Source organism: Mechercharimyces sp. CAU 1602 (assembly GCF_024753565.1).
Classification (GTDB): Bacteria; Bacillota; Bacilli; order Thermoactinomycetales; family JANTPT01; genus Mechercharimyces.
The window spans coordinates 186,295-202,101 of sequence record NZ_JANTPT010000002.1 but is presented as its reverse complement, the minus strand read 5'-3'; the positions used below and the strand labels follow the sequence as shown (position 1 = coordinate 202,101).

At 44.6% G+C, this 15,807-nt stretch carries 14 protein-coding genes; all 14 read left to right on the top strand.

Annotation, left to right across the window (positions count from 1 at the left end):
* Positions 1-22: 22 nt before the first annotated feature.
* The 14 genes from nuoL to NXZ84_RS11955 all read left to right on the top strand — a co-directional run bounded on the left by nuoL (position 23) and on the right by NXZ84_RS11955 (position 15,621).
* Positions 23-1,879 (top strand): NADH-quinone oxidoreductase subunit L, encoded by a 1,857-nt coding sequence (gene nuoL, locus NXZ84_RS12020; protein WP_258840571.1) that lies wholly within the window; start codon positions 23-25, stop codon positions 1,877-1,879.
* Complete coding sequence (locus NXZ84_RS12015; protein WP_483869639.1) at positions 1,861-3,393, top strand: complex I subunit 4 family protein; 1,533 nt, start codon at positions 1,861-1,863, stop codon at positions 3,391-3,393. Before nuoL ends, NXZ84_RS12015 begins: the two co-directional genes overlap by 19 nt.
* Before the next feature lie 4 nt (positions 3,394-3,397).
* On the top strand, positions 3,398-4,891 hold the full coding sequence (locus tag NXZ84_RS12010; RefSeq protein WP_258840569.1) for an NADH-quinone oxidoreductase subunit N: 1,494 nt from the start codon (positions 3,398-3,400) through the stop codon (positions 4,889-4,891).
* Between the two features lie 261 nt (positions 4,892-5,152).
* A complete protein-coding gene (locus NXZ84_RS12005; protein ID WP_309495885.1) occupies positions 5,153-5,404 on the top strand; it encodes a DUF1146 domain-containing protein in 252 nt (83 codons plus the stop codon).
* A gap of 101 nt (positions 5,405-5,505) precedes the next feature.
* Positions 5,506-6,234 (top strand): YwmB family TATA-box binding protein, encoded by a 729-nt coding sequence (locus tag NXZ84_RS12000; protein ID WP_258840567.1) that lies wholly within the window; start codon positions 5,506-5,508, stop codon positions 6,232-6,234.
* 19 nt (positions 6,235-6,253) lie between these two features.
* On the top strand, positions 6,254-7,549 hold the full coding sequence (murA, locus tag NXZ84_RS11995; protein WP_258840566.1) for a UDP-N-acetylglucosamine 1-carboxyvinyltransferase: 1,296 nt from the start codon (positions 6,254-6,256) through the stop codon (positions 7,547-7,549).
* 164 nt (positions 7,550-7,713) lie between these two features.
* On the top strand, positions 7,714-8,757 hold the full coding sequence (gene spoIID, locus NXZ84_RS11990; protein WP_258840565.1) for a stage II sporulation protein D: 1,044 nt from the start codon (positions 7,714-7,716) through the stop codon (positions 8,755-8,757).
* 154 nt (positions 8,758-8,911) lie between these two features.
* Complete coding sequence (locus tag NXZ84_RS11985) at positions 8,912-9,589, top strand: M23 family metallopeptidase (RefSeq protein WP_258840564.1); 678 nt, start codon at positions 8,912-8,914, stop codon at positions 9,587-9,589.
* A gap of 318 nt (positions 9,590-9,907) precedes the next feature.
* Positions 9,908-10,216 carry a sporulation transcriptional regulator SpoIIID gene (gene spoIIID, locus NXZ84_RS11980; protein WP_258840563.1) on the top strand — a complete coding sequence of 103 codons (309 nt, stop codon included), beginning with the start codon at positions 9,908-9,910 and terminating at the stop codon, positions 10,214-10,216.
* Between the two features lie 276 nt (positions 10,217-10,492).
* Positions 10,493-11,308: a DNA-directed RNA polymerase subunit beta gene (locus NXZ84_RS11975; protein ID WP_258840562.1), complete on the top strand. Its 816-nt coding sequence runs from the start codon at positions 10,493-10,495 to the stop codon at positions 11,306-11,308.
* A gap of 125 nt (positions 11,309-11,433) precedes the next feature.
* Positions 11,434-12,723: an NAD-dependent malic enzyme gene (locus NXZ84_RS11970; protein ID WP_396654042.1), complete on the top strand. Its 1,290-nt coding sequence runs from the start codon at positions 11,434-11,436 to the stop codon at positions 12,721-12,723.
* Between the two features lie 163 nt (positions 12,724-12,886).
* The gene (gene fabZ / locus NXZ84_RS11965; protein ID WP_258840663.1) at positions 12,887-13,315 is read left to right on the top strand and encodes a 3-hydroxyacyl-ACP dehydratase FabZ; all 429 of its coding nucleotides are present in this window, start codon (positions 12,887-12,889) and stop codon (positions 13,313-13,315) included.
* Positions 13,316-13,342: 27 nt separating this feature from the next.
* Positions 13,343-14,407 (top strand): non-hydrolyzing UDP-N-acetylglucosamine 2-epimerase, encoded by a 1,065-nt coding sequence (wecB, locus tag NXZ84_RS11960; protein WP_258840560.1) that lies wholly within the window; start codon positions 13,343-13,345, stop codon positions 14,405-14,407.
* A gap of 20 nt (positions 14,408-14,427) precedes the next feature.
* Positions 14,428-15,621 carry a glycosyltransferase family 4 protein gene (locus tag NXZ84_RS11955; RefSeq protein ID WP_258840559.1) on the top strand — a complete coding sequence of 398 codons (1,194 nt, stop codon included), beginning with the start codon at positions 14,428-14,430 and terminating at the stop codon, positions 15,619-15,621.
* The last annotated feature ends 186 nt before the right edge of the window (positions 15,622-15,807 follow it).

Genomic DNA, 15,807 nt, shown 5'->3' with positions numbered 1-15,807 from the left:
AACGGATGAGGAGGTGCTACAGATGCAGTTAGCGTGGTTAATTCCTGTTTTTCCTTTCATAGCGTTTCTACTTCTGCTTGGTGGAAGGTCGACGCTTCGCCAGAATTGGGCGAGTGGGATTGGGGTAACAAGTATTGCAATCTCCCTGCTCTTATCCATCTATACGTTTTATGATTTGTGGCAACAAGGAGGTGCTTGGCTGAAATCTTGGACATGGTTGACGGTAGAGGAACGCACACTCTCTGTTGGAATCTTTGTGGATGAGTTAAATGCATTGATGGTGGTATTGGTCAGTTTGATCAGTTTATTGGTTTACATCTATGCACGCTCCTATATGGAAAATGACGATCGTTTCACCACTTTTTATGCATATTTAACACTCTTTAGTGCTAGCATGTTGGCGCTTGTTCTTTCTCCTAGTCTCATTCAGATGTATCTATTTTGGGAGCTGGTGGGCTTAGGTTCCTTCCTTTTAATCGGTTTTTGGTACCAAAAAGCGAGTGCGAAGCGTGCGGCCCAGAAAGCATTTCTCATTACAAGGGTGGGGGACATCGGCTTCTTTATCGCTCTTCTGCTTCTGTTCTGGCAGGTGGGAAGTCTCGATATTTCGGTGATCATCCAGGCGGTAGAAGCAGAAGAGGGTGCCCCGCTTTGGATCATGATGGCAGGAATCTTTCTTTTTATAGGTGCGATGGGCAAGTCAGGGCAGTTTCCTCTTCATACGTGGCTACCCGATGCCATGGAAGGCCCTACCCCTGTCAGCGCTTTAATCCATGCGGCAACGATGGTGGCGGCTGGGGTTTATTTGGTGGCGCGCATCTATCCACTTTTTCTTGCTTCGACGACGCTGTTAAACTTTATCGTATTTGTAGGGATAATAACAGCCCTCTTTGCGGCTTCAGTCGCCTTAGTAGAAACGGATGTGAAACGTATTCTCGCCTTTTCCACAGTGAGTCAACTCGGGTTTATGATGGTAGCACTCGGGTCGATGGGTTATGTTGCGGGGATCTTTCATCTGTTGACCCATGCGACATTTAAGGCTTTACTCTTTCTTGTTGCCGGAGGAATGATACTACTCTATAGGAAACAAGAGTTGGGTGAAATTAGTGGTTTGCGACAAAAAAATAAACACTTAGCATCGCTACTGGTGATTGGTTGTCTGGTTATGGCTGGGATGCCGCCGTTTTCTGGTTTTTTCTCCAAAGAAGAAATTTTGGCAGCTGTGTTTGTGGAGGGGCACAGTGAAGTGTTTTTGCTAGCATGGTTGGCATCGCTACTTACCGTCTTATATCTTTTTCGTCTCACCTTCAGGGTGCTCAGGGGTCAGGCGAAAGGAGTGCGCTCTCGTGATCTGCGTGCCAGTTTACGTTGGCCGATGTATGTCTTAGCAGGATTGGCGCTTGGATTGGGAATCATTCAGTATCCCAGCTCTCTATTACAGGAGTGGTTATTACAGGCGGGAGACCAGGGCGTACATAGCTCTTTGTCACTATGGTTACAACTTTTATGGGTGCTTCTACTGATCATAACGATCGCCTTCGCTTTTTTCTTGTATGGACGGGTAGCCACCTCAAGACAGCAGCCGAGTGTTGTCCGTGCTACATTCCAGCGGATAGTGCGACAACAGTATGGAATGGATATGTTGATCGATCGCGGTGTAGTAGGGGTGGTCATCGGACTGGGCTGGTTCCTAGAACGGGTGGACCGCTATGTGATTCGGGGTAGTGCACAAGTGGCATTCTCCACTGTGCAAAGAGTGGCTCGCTGGGGAACGGCTTTACAAACGGGACAGGTACAAGGGTATCTGCTTCTTAGCCTGGTAGCATTGGTAATTTTGTTCTTTAGTTTAGTGGGAGGAGAGTGGATGGATTGGAGTTAATAACTTCACAGCTATTAACGTGGCTTCTTTTTTCTCCCCTAGTAGGAGTAGGGGTAATGACCTTTATTCCACAAGCTCGTACTAATATGGTGGGGGTTGTGGGGATAGGAGCAACTGCCATTCCGCTGGTAATGGTGGTATGGCTCCTCTTTCTCTATACTCCTGGTGAAGGACTGATGCAGTTCTCCCATGAAATTGATTGGTTTCAGCTTGCGGTTTCAGCTAATCAAACTCTGGCTTTTAGTTATCACGTCGGCATCGACGGGATTTCTTTACCCCTCGTGATGCTGACAGCCTTTATATGTTTTGTAACCGCAATAGCAGCGCTCCTATATATCGAGCGTCGCAGAAAGCTGTTTTTCCTGCTCTTACTACTGCTAGAAGTGGGAATGTTGGGAGTGTTCCTATCACAAAATCTATTACTCTTCTTCCTCTTCTTTGAGATTACGTTAGTGGCCACTTATATACTTATTGGTCAATGGGGGGGTGTACGCAGGGAAGAGGCGGCTAATCATTTTTTAATCTACAATGGTCTCGGGTCAGGAGTGTTGCTGTTAGCCTTTCTTGTTTTGTTATTTCTGGGGGGGACACTCGATTACGCCGGTCTCCAAAATGAGATGCGTATTATTATTGCGACAACCGATGAAAATGAGCTTACCTATATGCTGTGGGGAGTGTTTCTTGCTATCTGGACTGCTTTTGCGATTAAGCTACCTCTTTTTCCCTTGCATTCATGGATGGTGCGCGTTCATAGCGAGGCATCAGCTCCGGTAGTGATGCTCCACGCGGGTGTTCTTCTCAAAGTGGGGGCATACGGACTGATTCGTTATGGGGTTGTTCTCTTCCCCACATTGATGTCACAGGCGGGCGAAGTGATTGCTCTTCTTGGTTTGATCAGTCTTTTTGTGGGTGCGCTGATCGCTCTTGTGCAAACAGATCTGCGTCGTATTCTCGCCTATGCGAGTATGAGTCACATGGGATTAGTGTTGATGGGGATCGCAGCACAAAATGAAGCTGGCTTAAGTGGGGCTGTGTTGCAATCAGTCTCTCATGGTCTCATTTCTGCTCTTCTCTTTTTCCTCATCGGTGCTTTAACAGTACGCACACGGTCTACTTCACTTGCCCGTCTCGGTGGACTTGCTCACCCGTATCCGCTCTGGTCAGGCTTCTTTCTCTTTGCTGGTCTTGCTTTACTAAGCCTCCCGACTACTTCGGGTTTTATTAGCGAACTGTTGATATTTTTAGGATTATTTGCTAAGCATCCACTCTTGGCTGGGATAGGAACATTGGCACTTGTATTGGCAGCTGCATACGCTCTCCGCATGGTCTTACAGACGACATATGGGAAAGGGAATGCACAATCACAGTTAGTTGGATCAGATCTGCACCGTAGTGAAATGGTACCGGTTTTTCTTTTATGTGCGAGTATCTTGTTTGTCGGAGTATACCCGCAAGCATTAACAGGACCGATGTCGGAAGCCATTCAACTAGTTGTTACACAGATGGGAGGGTAGGAAAATGAACCGAACTTTACTCGATTACGATTGGATCGTGATGGCACCAGAACTGATATTGGTTTGTGCAGCTGTTTTATTATCTTTGCTCGATTTGGTACTAAGAGATGAGCAGAGGCGGACACTGATCGCTTGGCTTAGTGTACTCTTTGTTGGATTTTCCTTGACAGTTACCCTTTCGCAGTGGGGGGAGGCTCCATATGAGATTTTAGCAGACACATATCGGATAGATGCGATCAGCCTCTCTTTTAAAGTTTTGCTCCTCATCGGGGTGCTCGCGGTGCTTCTACTCTCAATCGCAGATGTGCGACGGTCAGAAATAGAGTATGAGGGTGAGTATTACACGCTGTTGTTGACAGCACTGATAGGGGCAATGTTACTTGTCTCCTCAGCAGATTTGATCACTTTGTATGTGGGGCTGGAGTTACTAAGTATTTCATCTTATATACTGGTAGGCATTCGTAAAAAGCGACAAGATGCGAATGAAGCCGCTTGGAAATACGTTATCTATGGTGGAGTGTCGTCTGCCTTTTTTTTATACGGTCTCTCGTTTATATATGGTATTACCGGCAGCACGAATCTCTATCTGATTCAGGAGCAGTTGGCAGAGGTTTTTGTAGAAGGATTTGATCTTTATATCTACCTCTCCCTTTTTCTTGTTTTATTCGGATTAGTCTTTAAAATAGCGAGTAGTCCTTTTCATTTTTGGGTACCTGATGTATACCAGGGGGCAAGTACCCCGATTATGACTTGGTTAGCGGTAGTCTCTAAAATTGCTGCTTTTGCTCTGTTGTTGCGGATAGTGCTGATCGCATATTATCCTGCACTACAGACAGAATGGGTATTTATGGTGGAGTCGATCTTTGTTGCAGTGGCTGTTCTTTCCCTTGTTATCGGAAATACGGTTGCATTGCGGCAAACGCATACCAAGCGGATGTTGGCATACTCCAGTATTGGGCATGTTGGTTTTCTCATACTCCCCGTTGCTATGATTGGTCCGCTCTTATTTAACAGCCTTCTTTTCTATCTCCTTGCATATATGCTAGCTACTGTCGGTTTGCTCACGATTGTAGCTATTGTTGAACGGGAGACGGAAGATGAACATGTAAGTGCTTTTGCGGGTCTAAATCATCGTTCGCCTCTACTAGCGTTCGCTACGGTTCTGTTTGCCCTCTCACTTGCCGGCATACCAATTACCGTTGGCTTTTTTGCCAAGCTACACATTTTTCTGGCCGTACTGATGACGCGCTCTTTTTGGATAGCCGGCCTGATGGTACTGATGACGGTAATCTCTTATGGTTATTACTTTGAACTGGTACGTCAAATGTATTTTCGTCCTATAGTAGTAAACGAGCAGAGGTCAGCGCTGCGTCTACCTTGGACCGGCGCACTTCTGGTGGGGCTTTCGTTAGTTGGAGTAATCGGTTTCGGTATCTTTCCTGGGTTGATCCTTGATATTTGGAGTTCGTTGGATTGGAGATCATCCATTTTCCAATAGAAAGTATAATTTATAAAAATAGACAAAAGAGGCGCGGTCACCGCTCCTCTTTATGTTTCCCAACAAAAAAGTTAATCAAAATCATACAATGGTTAGGCAGGAATAACGAATTCATTCTAGAAAGAACCTTAATGGGTGCTCATCCTCCACCATCCCCAAAATATTTTTAAAGAAGTTTCATAAAACACCCTTTGCGTCTGTACTATTTTTGCGTTAGGATAGGGAGTATCGTAATGTGATATTGAACCATGATAATAAGGAGTGCATACCATAGTGGGTGGGGAATTCGGCTTAGGAACAAGCGCACTCATCAATATAACTATATCCCTTATAAGTATAGCTTTTTGTTGGTGGGTTATATCCAATATGCGATTGGATCGCATCATTAGTAAAGTGGAAAGCCCGCATATCAAATTATTTACCATCATATTGTCCGTAGTATTGGGGCACGGTTTAGCCACCTTTTTGATCGACTACCTTAGCTGGTCACGAATGATTAAATATCTTTTTTAAAGAAAAACAGAAATGTAGGGAAACTCTTCTCTTTCCCCGTTTAGCCGCTCCTCTTTCCGTCCAAACTGGAAGAAAGATTTGAGCGGAGGAGAGAGTAAAGGATGAAAAAGAATTGGTTATGGGGTACAATATCTTTATTGGCTACAAGCCTATTTTTGATTGGATCCACAGCGGCTCCATCAGAAGTAGAAGCACTCATTCATGTATTTGAAGACATGAACGTGACACCAGAAAAAGTTGTCATTCATCATGGCAGTAAATTAGCAGCACCAATCGAGAAACAAAACGCAGAACAATTAGCGATAAACATATGTGATTCTTTAGATATTCCTAATCCTAAATTGTACGCAAATAGGCATGGTAGCAAGTGGTCCTCTAGTGCAAAACGTGAAGAACAGAGTGAACTGGAGTTCCATTTGTTTATCTTAGAAGAAGAAGGCAAATGGGTTAGACCGTATATTTCGCTCCAATCACAGGGAGAGATGAAAACAACAGCCGCAATCCGAAGCATGCGTCAAGAGGTGGAAAGTGCTTTGCGAAAAGCTGGGATTGAGCCTAGTATTCATCTGTCCATGCAGGGGCGAGGAGCCATATCCAAGCTAAAAACGGATAAAGTCGTTGAACAAATGTTAAGTCAGCTGGATGCGGTGGAGATCGAAGCGATGCGTACAGAAGAGACGACAAGCATTTCTGCATATTCTCCCTTCTTCCAAGAAGAGCTGCTGACTGACGGCAGGAGGATGAACGTGCAAGCGGCGGCTCGAATCGACCCTAATCATCAACGAATGGTCTATACCATCGGCACTCCTATCATAACGATCGAATATTAGTCTCGTGGAGGGAAGACATGTGGAAAAAATCATCGTCCGAGGCGGTAGGAAATTAAAAGGCCGTGTGAAAGTACACAGCGCAAAAAACTCCGTACTCAAAATTATCGCCGCTTCGATATTATCGAGTCGTGGCGAAGTTGTCATCGAGGAAGTTCCCTTGCTTGAGGACGTAAAAACCATTACTGAACTTATCTCCCGCTTGGGAGTAGTAACTTCATTAGAAGAGAATCGATTAAGTATTAAAGCGGAACATATCGAAGTAACAGAAGCTCCGTATGAATTGGTACGCAAAATGCGCGCCTCTATTGCAGTTATGGGCCCTCTATTAGCACGTAAAAAACATGCTCGTATTCCACTGCCAGGCGGATGTGCGATCGGCAGTCGTCCCATTGATCAGCATCTCAAGGGACTGGAGGCAATGGGAGCCCAGTTTGAGATCGGTCAAGGGTATATTGAAGGACGAGTCCCTGGACGCTTAAAAGGCGCACGTGTCTATTTGGACGTAGTAAGTGTGGGTGCCACGGAAAATATTATGATGGCAGCGACTCTGGCGGAAGGGCGCACGATTATAGAAAATGCTGCTCGTGAACCAGAAATTGTTGACTTAGCGAATTTCCTCAATGCGATGGGAGCCAATGTACGTGGGGCAGGTACGGATACGATTCGTATCGATGGTGTAGATTTTCTGCATGGAACGGAGTACTGCCCTATTCCTGACCGCATCGTGGCAGGCACCTTTATGGTGGCAGCTGCAATTACCCGGGGGGAAGTATTCGTTGAAGGTGCCATTACAGACCACCTTAAGCCAGTTGTTGCTAAAATCAGGGAGATGGGTGTCGAGGTGTTAGAAGGTGAAAATGGTGTACATGTACGGGCTGAAGGCGAATTAAAAGCCATCGACGTAAAAACACTGCCCCACCCTGGATTTCCTACCGATATGCAGTCTCAAATTATGGCACTGCAACTGACGGCAGAAGGTACCGGTATGATGGTAGAAAGTGTATATGAAAACCGCTTTATGCACGTTGAAGAGCTGAAGCGCATGGGTGCTAATATCAAATTGGACGGCCGTAGCGCCCTGATTGAAAAGTCTTCCCTCTCGGGTGCGGAAGTGAAAGCGACCGACCTACGTGCGGGTGCAGCGATGGTACTGGCAGGCTTAATAGCTGAAGGTACGACGGTAGTTACGGAACTTCATCATATTGATCGTGGTTATATTAAATTTGTTGAAGAGCTTCAAGCATTAGGTGCTGATGTACAACGTGTGAAAATAGAGGAGAAAGAAGATCTATCTGTACAGACCTCATATGCTTAATATATGATATTTCGTATTTCATAAACTGTGAACCATTTCCTAGGTTCACAGTTTTTTTGTGGGGCAAAGGTGGCGCACTCTCTTTTTGATGGTGAGGATGTTCTAATCTATTAGTTCATTACATAACGTAAAGAGAGTTTATCAGATAGAGAGGGGGAAAAGGGTTGAACAAAGGAGTAGTAGTAGCCACCTTTTTCGTTGTGCTCGTTGCAGTGATGGTGATGATACCGGCATTATTAACGGGATTTGGGGATGAGGAGCTCACGCCTGTGGCAGCAGTAGAGAGTGAAAAGGTGGTAGCGTTGCCCGATGAAGGACCCATTATTCGTGTATACAGGACGAAGGAGAAAAGAACGGAAGAAATATCGCTAGAGGCGTATGTGCGTGGCGTAGTGGCAGCGGAGATGCCGGCTGATTTTCATGTAGAGGCGTTAAAAGCACAAGCATTAGCAGCGAGAACCTATATTATTGACCGCTTACGTAAAGATAACTTTCATGATATGGAGTCTTCTTTCGGTGAGGGGGCGAAAGGGGCCCACGTTTCTGACACTGTGCGTCATCAAGTTTATGCGTCGGACGAAATGTTGCGGGCAAAATGGGGAGCAGAGTATATTTCTTACTCCAATAAAGTGAATCAAGCGGTTAAAGAAACAGAGAACAAAGTATTGCTCTACGAGAAGCAACCCATCTATGCTGCTTTTTTTTCCACTAGTAATGGCCGTACTGAGAACTCGGAAGATTACTTCACGGCTCCCTATCCCTATTTGCGCAGTGTAGATTCAAGTTGGGATCAGGAATCACCAAAGTTTAGAGATGAAGTGACGCTGTCCCTTGATGAATTTTCTAAAAAATTATTGGAAAATACGAGGAAAAAGGTTTCGCCTCCTAATAAATGGAACTCCAATTGGATCAAGGTAAAAGGTTGGACAGAAGGGGAGCGGGTGGATGAAGTGATTATTGATGGACAACTATTTTCTGGGCGTGAAGTTCGTGAGGCGTTAAATCTCTCATCTTCAGACTTTACTTGGAAATACGATCAAGGAAAGCTTACCTTTCGTACAGAGGGGTATGGTCATGGTGTAGGGATGAGCCAGTGGGGAGCCAATTTGATGGCGGAGGAGGGTAAAGGTGCTCAGGAGATTGTGAAGCACTATTATAGTGGGATAGATATCGGGCAAGTAAATCAAGTACTAGCAAGTAAGAAATAAGGAATCGACTCTTTTCTTCTAAATAAATTTTGCATATAAGAATTGAGCAAATAAACTTGATTAGAAAACGGGTTGCGAAAATACAAAAAATATGGAGACCCTAGGTATATAAACACTTCAGGCTGTCCACACTGGAGTTTGAGGTGATTACCAAATGAAACCACAAGATCCAGACAAGCGCGTTAAAAAATTACCTACACGCGCCAAATGGAAAAGAGTTCTAGGAAAGAAATGGGTCTTCCCTGCTATTTATTTGGGTACTGCTGCACTTATCTTCACTATGATGTGGTGGTACCAAAGTAGTCAAAATCAAAGCTTACCCGAGTTGGGATTGGAAACTATCCAAATGAATAATGACGAGGGTGAGAAGAAAGAGCAGAAAGAAGAGAGTATGCGTCTTCCAGTAGCTGATGACACGCAAGAAATGATGAAGATGGGCTACTATGAGGAGGCGGATACAGATGAAGCAAAAGAAGCTTCCCTTGTAAAATATGCTAATACATTTTGGCCCCATTCTGGACAGGATTACGCTCGTAAAGATGGCAAAGAATTTGAAGTAGTTGCCGCTTTGAGTGGGAAAGTGACACGGGCAGAAGAAAACCCGATCCTGGGAATGGTTGTTGAGATCGAGCATGAAAACGGATTGGTTACTGTATATCAGAGCTTAACGGATGTGCAAGTGAAAGCTGGGGACAGCGTAAAAAGTGGAGAGAAGATCGCCACTTCCGGATTTAACAAGTTTGAAAAAGAAGCGGGTAACCATTTGCACTTCGAAGTGCGTAAAGAGGAGAAACCGCTAAATCCGAATCAATTTATTAGCTCCAAAAAATAAAAAATCAGACTAATGTTTGAGAGGGGATATGTTCTTATCTGTCGTCGACAGAAAGAAGATATCCTATTTTTTTGTTTATTGCTAGGTTGTAGATAGTGGATACGAGTGTGACTACCATGCGGATTATCACAGCTTATTGGAATGAGGAGGAAGGTCATTCTCTTATTTATCCTAGTAAACGGAGTGCATGGATTTAATTGGATTGTGATTTTCGTGAAAGAAATTGGATGAAAAGGCTTGTCAGTGCTTGTTCGAAAGAGAATAACCCCCAAACCCCTTCATATAATGTACCAGACAAACGTAAGAGGGGTGAAGGGAGTGCACGATTATATAAAAGAGCGTACAATTAAGATTGGACGGTACTTTGTGGAGACAAGGAACACGGTTCGACATATTGCTAAAGAATTTGGTGTATCCAAAAGTACTGTTCATAAGGATCTTACAGAACGTTTACCTGAAATCAACCCTGAGTTGGCGGAAGAAGTGAAGAAGATCCTGGAGTATCATAAATCGATTCGTCATTTGCGTGGTGGTGAAGCGACGAAAGTAAAATACAAAAATCAAAAAGAGAAAGTTGATGATATGAGTCAACAGCAAGAGACAGAAGCGACAACACTAAATATGTAGCAAAAAGAGCGCCGTAGCGTACATAGGGATGTATCATTATTTGTCTTTATTATCAGATATCTTTCTTTGCTCCGGTGTTCTTTTTGTTGGAAAATTTATTTCTATTTTTTCTAATATTTATAGGAGGCAGATGGAATCTATTACGTAATTATGATATAGTTATAGTGATTTTATTGCCTTTTTATGCGACAACCGGACTAATATCGTACCAATGTGATATAAATATAAATGATGAGGAACAGAGAGAAAAAGAGTGGGAAAGAAAGGGTTTGGGCTATGTCAGATAAGGAAAGAAATGAACATACAGATATAGAGGAAGAAAATTCAAACGTTGAGGAAACAGGCCCGATCACTTCCTCTGAAGAAGAAAAGCAAATATCTGAAGAAGAAAAGCAAATAGAGGAAGAAAAACAGATTGAAGAAAAAAAACAGATACAGATAGAGGAAGAACAGATTGAAGAAGTAGAGGAAGCTGAGGAAATCAGAGAAGAGGATAGCCATAACCATCAGACTGCTACAAAAGAGCAGGAAGAGACTCACACTTTGGGAGAAAAAGATACGTCAGCAGAATCTGAGGGTGATTTAATCACCCGACCAGAGATGGAGTCTGCCAATCCTCTTACTGAGGTGGATGGGGATGATGGACATGTAGAAGATGTACCAGCAGACGATGAGGACCAGGTTGAAGAGAAGCATCAGTTGAATGAGGATGAGCAGCACTCAGAAAAAAGCGAAAACATAGAAGAGGGTAATCTAGACCCCATATCTGTTTCAGAAAATAAAGCCATAGAGGAAGGGCATGAAGCCATACAACCGGCTGGAGTTCTCAAGTGGAGCGAAGCCGATGAAGAAGAGAATGAGCTTGTTGAGGGGGAAGCTGACCAAGCTGAGGTTTCTACTCAGACGAATCAGACAGCTGACATTGGGAAAAAAGTAGGTATCGTGATTTGGAAGATTGTTTGGCTCCCTTTATTGTTCCTAACAGCGTTGTCCATTGGTTTGATAGTAGGGTATAGTTCCAATGGAGGCGAGTGGAAAGAAGTTTTTAGTGTAGAATTGTGGGAACACCTATATAATCTTGTTTACAAATAATTCATATCTACTCTTTTTGCCCAATCTCGGTATTGGGCTTTTGCCTTTCACGAACAATAATGACAGCTGTATTAATACGCAAGGAGGACCAGAACGTGAGTGAACGAAACCTGACTCGATCCGTGATGATCGAAACACCCTCATTACCCGGAAATTTGGGTCGAGTAGCTACTGCTATTGGACAAGCCGGTGGTGATATCGGTGAGATTACAACTGTGCGAATTGGGCCGCGCACAACCTTGCGCAATATCACAGTACAATGCGAAAGTGATGAGAAGTTAGCGGAAATATTGGCTGATATTCGCCAATTGGGTAGAGGAATCCGTCTAACAGCTGTCTCTGATGATGTACTCTCCGCTCATGAGGGTGGAAAGATTCATATGACCAGTAAGATGGATGTCCGTTCTCTTGCCGATCTACGAAAAGTGTACACTCCAGGGGTGGCCAATGTGTGCCGTGTCATAATGGAAGATCCTAGTAAAGCGCGCATCTATACCAGTATTGGTCATACGGTGGCCATTGTTACTGATGGTACGGCGGTATTGGGATTGGGCAATATAGGTCCAGTTGCAGGAATGCCAGTAATGGAAGGGAAAGCGGCTCTCTTTGATCGCTTTGCTGGAATAAGTGGGATTCCAATCTTGTTGGATACAAGCGATCCCGATGAAGTGGTCAACACGGTGAAACATATTGCTCACAGTTTTGGGGGCATCTTATTAGAGGATATTGGTTCCCCTCATTGCTTTGAAATTGAGGAGCGTTTGCAGCAAGAATTAGACATCCCTGTTATGCATGACGATCAGCATGGAACGGCAGTTGTTACGTTGGCTGCAGTCATGTCGGCTTGTCGTGCTGCTGGAGTCGACTTAAAAGAAGCGAAGGTAGGACAGATAGGACTGGGAGCAGCTGGATTGGCGATTTGTCGTATGTTTCTGGCTTATGGAGTTACTGAAGTGTATGGTACAGACCCACAAGAACAAGCCCGTCAACGTTTGCAAGGATATGGTGGGAAGCCTTTAGTTACCCTTGAGGAATTAATGCTCGAGTGTGATATTGTGGTGGCGACAACGGGTGTACCTGGTTTGATTCAACCTGATATGATTCGTAAAGGGCAAGTTATTTTGGCGTTGTCTAACCCTAAGCCGGAAATTCGGCCGGAAGTAGCAGTGGAAGCAGGAGCTGCTTTTGCTGCTGATGGTCGTTCTGTAAATAACGCACTCGGCTTTCCTGGAATCTTTCGCGGAATATTGAATGCGAAGGCACGACGGTTTTCGCATGAGATGTTTGTTGCGGCAGCGGAGGAGATTTCACGTTTAACAAAAGAAGGCGATTTAGTTCCACACCCACTTGACCCAGATGTCCATCATCAAGTAAGTCAAGCTGTAGAACGAATTGCATTGAAACAAAAGGATTAAATGCTATTATACATCACCCTCTAGATCATCTAGAGGGTGTTCTTATTTCTATTGGGAAGCGATTAAGCCGGTTTCTTTCTTGATGGAAAAGAGTGAACAGTTTCGCTATAATGAAGGTGCTATAGGAGAAGAATGAACCTGAAGAGGAGTGAAAAGAGTGGAGATGACGATTGCTGATATACAACGCATTTTGCCACACCGTTATCCCTTTTTATTGGTAGATAAGATTATTGAATGTGACTGGGGAGTGCGCGCGGTAGGACAGAAAAATGTCAGTATCAACGAGCCTTTTTTTGCTGGTCATTTTCCTGGACACCCCGTGATGCCAGGAGTGTTAATCATGGAAGCATTGGCCCAAGTAGGAGCGGTGTCGATCTTAGGAGTGGAAGAAAATCGAGGAAAGATTGGTTTTTTAACAGGCTTGGATCGGGTTCGTATTCGTGGTCAGGTAAAGCCAGGAGATATTTTGCGCTTAGAGGTGGAAATGTTAAAAATGCGACGTTATATAGGGAAAGCGAAAGGGACTGCTACGGTAGAGGGTAAAGTGGTGGCAGAAGGAGAATTGATGTTTGCGATTGGTGAAGCCGAATAAACCATAAAGAGGGAGGGGGAGGCTTAAATGAAAGCGGTAACGATTGTAGGAGCTAGACCTCAATTTATTAAAGCGGCACCCATCTCACGCGTGTGGCGTCAGCATGGTGAAGAGATTCTCGTTCATACTGGACAACATTATGACCACAACCTCTCCGACATATTTTTTTCGGAATTGGAGATACCGCAACCTGATTATCACCTTCATGTTGGCTCTAAATCACACGGAGAACAAACGGGAGAGATGTTGACCAAGATTGAACGTATTTTGCTTGAGGAGAAACCTGATCTCGTTATTGTATACGGCGACACAAATTCTACATTAGCGGGTGGATTAGCGGCGGCCAAACTCCATGTGCCCGTCGCTCATGTAGAAGCTGGATTACGTAGTTTTAATCGCCGGATGCCAGAAGAAACCAATCGTGTGTTGACTGATCATCTTTCCACCTGGCTCTTTTGTCCGACGGAAACAGCGGTTGCTCATCTTTTGCGTGAGGGCATGAGCGAGGGTGTACATATGGTGGGGGATATTATGGTGGAGGCGGTACAGTATAACATACAGTTAGCGCGACGGCAGTCGACGATCTTACAGCAACTTGCCCTTACCCCAGATCAATTTCTGTTAGCCACGCTTCACCGGGCAGAAAATACCGATCATGAAAGTCGATTACGTAGCATCGTATCTGCCCTGAATCAAATTGAATATAAAGTGGTTCTCCCCCTCCATCCACGTACACAGGCCAGACTAGCGCAGTGGGACTTACAGATTACCAATCCCAACGTGATTATGATTGCCCCTATCGGTTATTTGGATATGCTACAACTGGAAGCCGCGGCGGCTAAGATTCTTACGGATTCTGGAGGAGTGCAGAAGGAAGCTTTTTTATTACAGACCCCTTGTATAACCATGCGTGATGAAACCGAGTGGGTGGAAACAGTGAAGTGGCGAGCGAATCGGCTTGTTGGTGCAGATGAACGTCAAATAGTAGAAGCGGCTCACGAGCGCTCAGTCATTCATTTTGATAAAATCCCACCATTATACGGAGCAGGACGGACGGCAGATCAGATTATTCATGTACTTGCAAAAGGTTAGAAAAGAGGGAGTAACCGTAGATGAGTAAGATGTTACATGTTGCGATCATCTCACATATGTACCCCCATCCTGCCAACCCGATGTCAGGATTATTTGTGCATCAACAAGTGCGGGCATTACAAGATAGAGGGGTCAAGTGTAGTGTCTTTGTTCCTACCCCATCTTTTCCGTTCTATCCGAAGTGGAAAAAATATCGGCAAGAAGAGAAGAAAACGGTCATGGATGGTGTATTTGTTCAATATGTTCCAACAAGGATGTTTCCTGCGGGACTGGGATTCTCTTTCTACAGTCAATATTACCTGCAATCCCTGCAAGCGGTGATTACTGCTTTTCATCGTACTCATCCGATTGACCTCATTCACTGCCACACACTCTTTCCCGATGGACATGTAGGTGCCTCCCTCAGGCAAAAATTACGAGTCCCTGTTGTAAGTACGGTTCATGGTTCCGATATTCTTGTATATCCTGAGAAGAATAGGTGTGTGGCCCGTCATGTAGAAGAGACTCTGGCGACAAATGATGCGATTATTGCGGTAAGTGACGGGCTAGCGGAAGCTGTTCGCCGTGTGGATAAAGATGTAATGGTTCATACTATTTATAATGGCTTTGATGCAGAGCGTTTCTATCCGCGTGAAGGTAGGGAAATGAAAATTAGATTGGGACTTCCTCTGGAGCAAGAGGTTATCTTATTCGTTGGAAATCTCTATTCAGTAAAAGGACTGGAGTATTTAATTCGTGCAATGCGACAGGTATATAGAGAACGTCCCCAAGCCTCTTTATGGATTGTAGGAGAGGGACCACTACGGAAGCGACTCCAAGCACAGGTAGAAGCACTGACAATGACGCATGCAATCAGCTTTGTGGGTCGTCGTCCACATGAAGAGATCGCAACTTGGATGAATGCGAGCCATCTTATATGTTTGCCTAGTTTGCACGAGGGACTGGGTGGGGTGCTCCTTGAAGCCATGGGTTGTGCTATTCCCGTCGTCGCCACTCGAGTGGGTGGAATTCCTGAAATCGTGCGCGAGGGGGAAACAGGGATGTTGGTGGCTGCTCAAGATGAACAGGCATTGGCAGGGAAGGTTGTAGAGATGTTGCGGTTGTCGGGGGAGGATAAGTGTGCATATGCACAGCGGGCTTATCGCTTCTCTCAATCTTTTCGCTGGGAAAAAAGTGCTAGCCAATTGATAGCACTATATGAAAAATTAACTTAAATCCAGGATAAGCACTGCTCATTATTATCAGACTATTAATTTTAATAAGAATAGATGGGGTTATTGTAAACCATGTAATCTTCTTGTTCTCTTTTTGCCACAACGATTGCACCACAATATTGATCGTGGCAAGATGATGGTACTTGATCGAACTCATCGTAGCTTAAATCTTGGGGGGAACACGTT

What these genes read in the sequence shown, in the direction of transcription:
- nuoL (WP_258840571.1), top strand. Translation starts at nt 23, where the DNA reads ATGCAGTTAGCGTGGTTAATTCCTGTTTTTCCTTTCATAGCGTTTCTA.
- NXZ84_RS12010 (WP_258840569.1), top strand. Translation starts at nt 3,398, where the DNA reads ATGAACCGAACTTTACTCGATTACGATTGGATCGTGATGGCACCAGAA.
- NXZ84_RS12000 (WP_258840567.1), top strand. Translation starts at nt 5,506, where the DNA reads ATGAAAAAGAATTGGTTATGGGGTACAATATCTTTATTGGCTACAAGC.
- NXZ84_RS11985 (WP_258840564.1), top strand. Translation starts at nt 8,912, where the DNA reads ATGAAACCACAAGATCCAGACAAGCGCGTTAAAAAATTACCTACACGC.
- NXZ84_RS11975 (WP_258840562.1), top strand. Translation starts at nt 10,493, where the DNA reads ATGTCAGATAAGGAAAGAAATGAACATACAGATATAGAGGAAGAAAAT.
- NXZ84_RS11970 (WP_396654042.1), top strand. Translation starts at nt 11,434, where the DNA reads ATGATCGAAACACCCTCATTACCCGGAAATTTGGGTCGAGTAGCTACT.
- fabZ (WP_258840663.1), top strand. Translation starts at nt 12,887, where the DNA reads ATGACGATTGCTGATATACAACGCATTTTGCCACACCGTTATCCCTTT.
- wecB (WP_258840560.1), top strand. Translation starts at nt 13,343, where the DNA reads ATGAAAGCGGTAACGATTGTAGGAGCTAGACCTCAATTTATTAAAGCG.
- NXZ84_RS11955 (WP_258840559.1), top strand. Translation starts at nt 14,428, where the DNA reads ATGAGTAAGATGTTACATGTTGCGATCATCTCACATATGTACCCCCAT.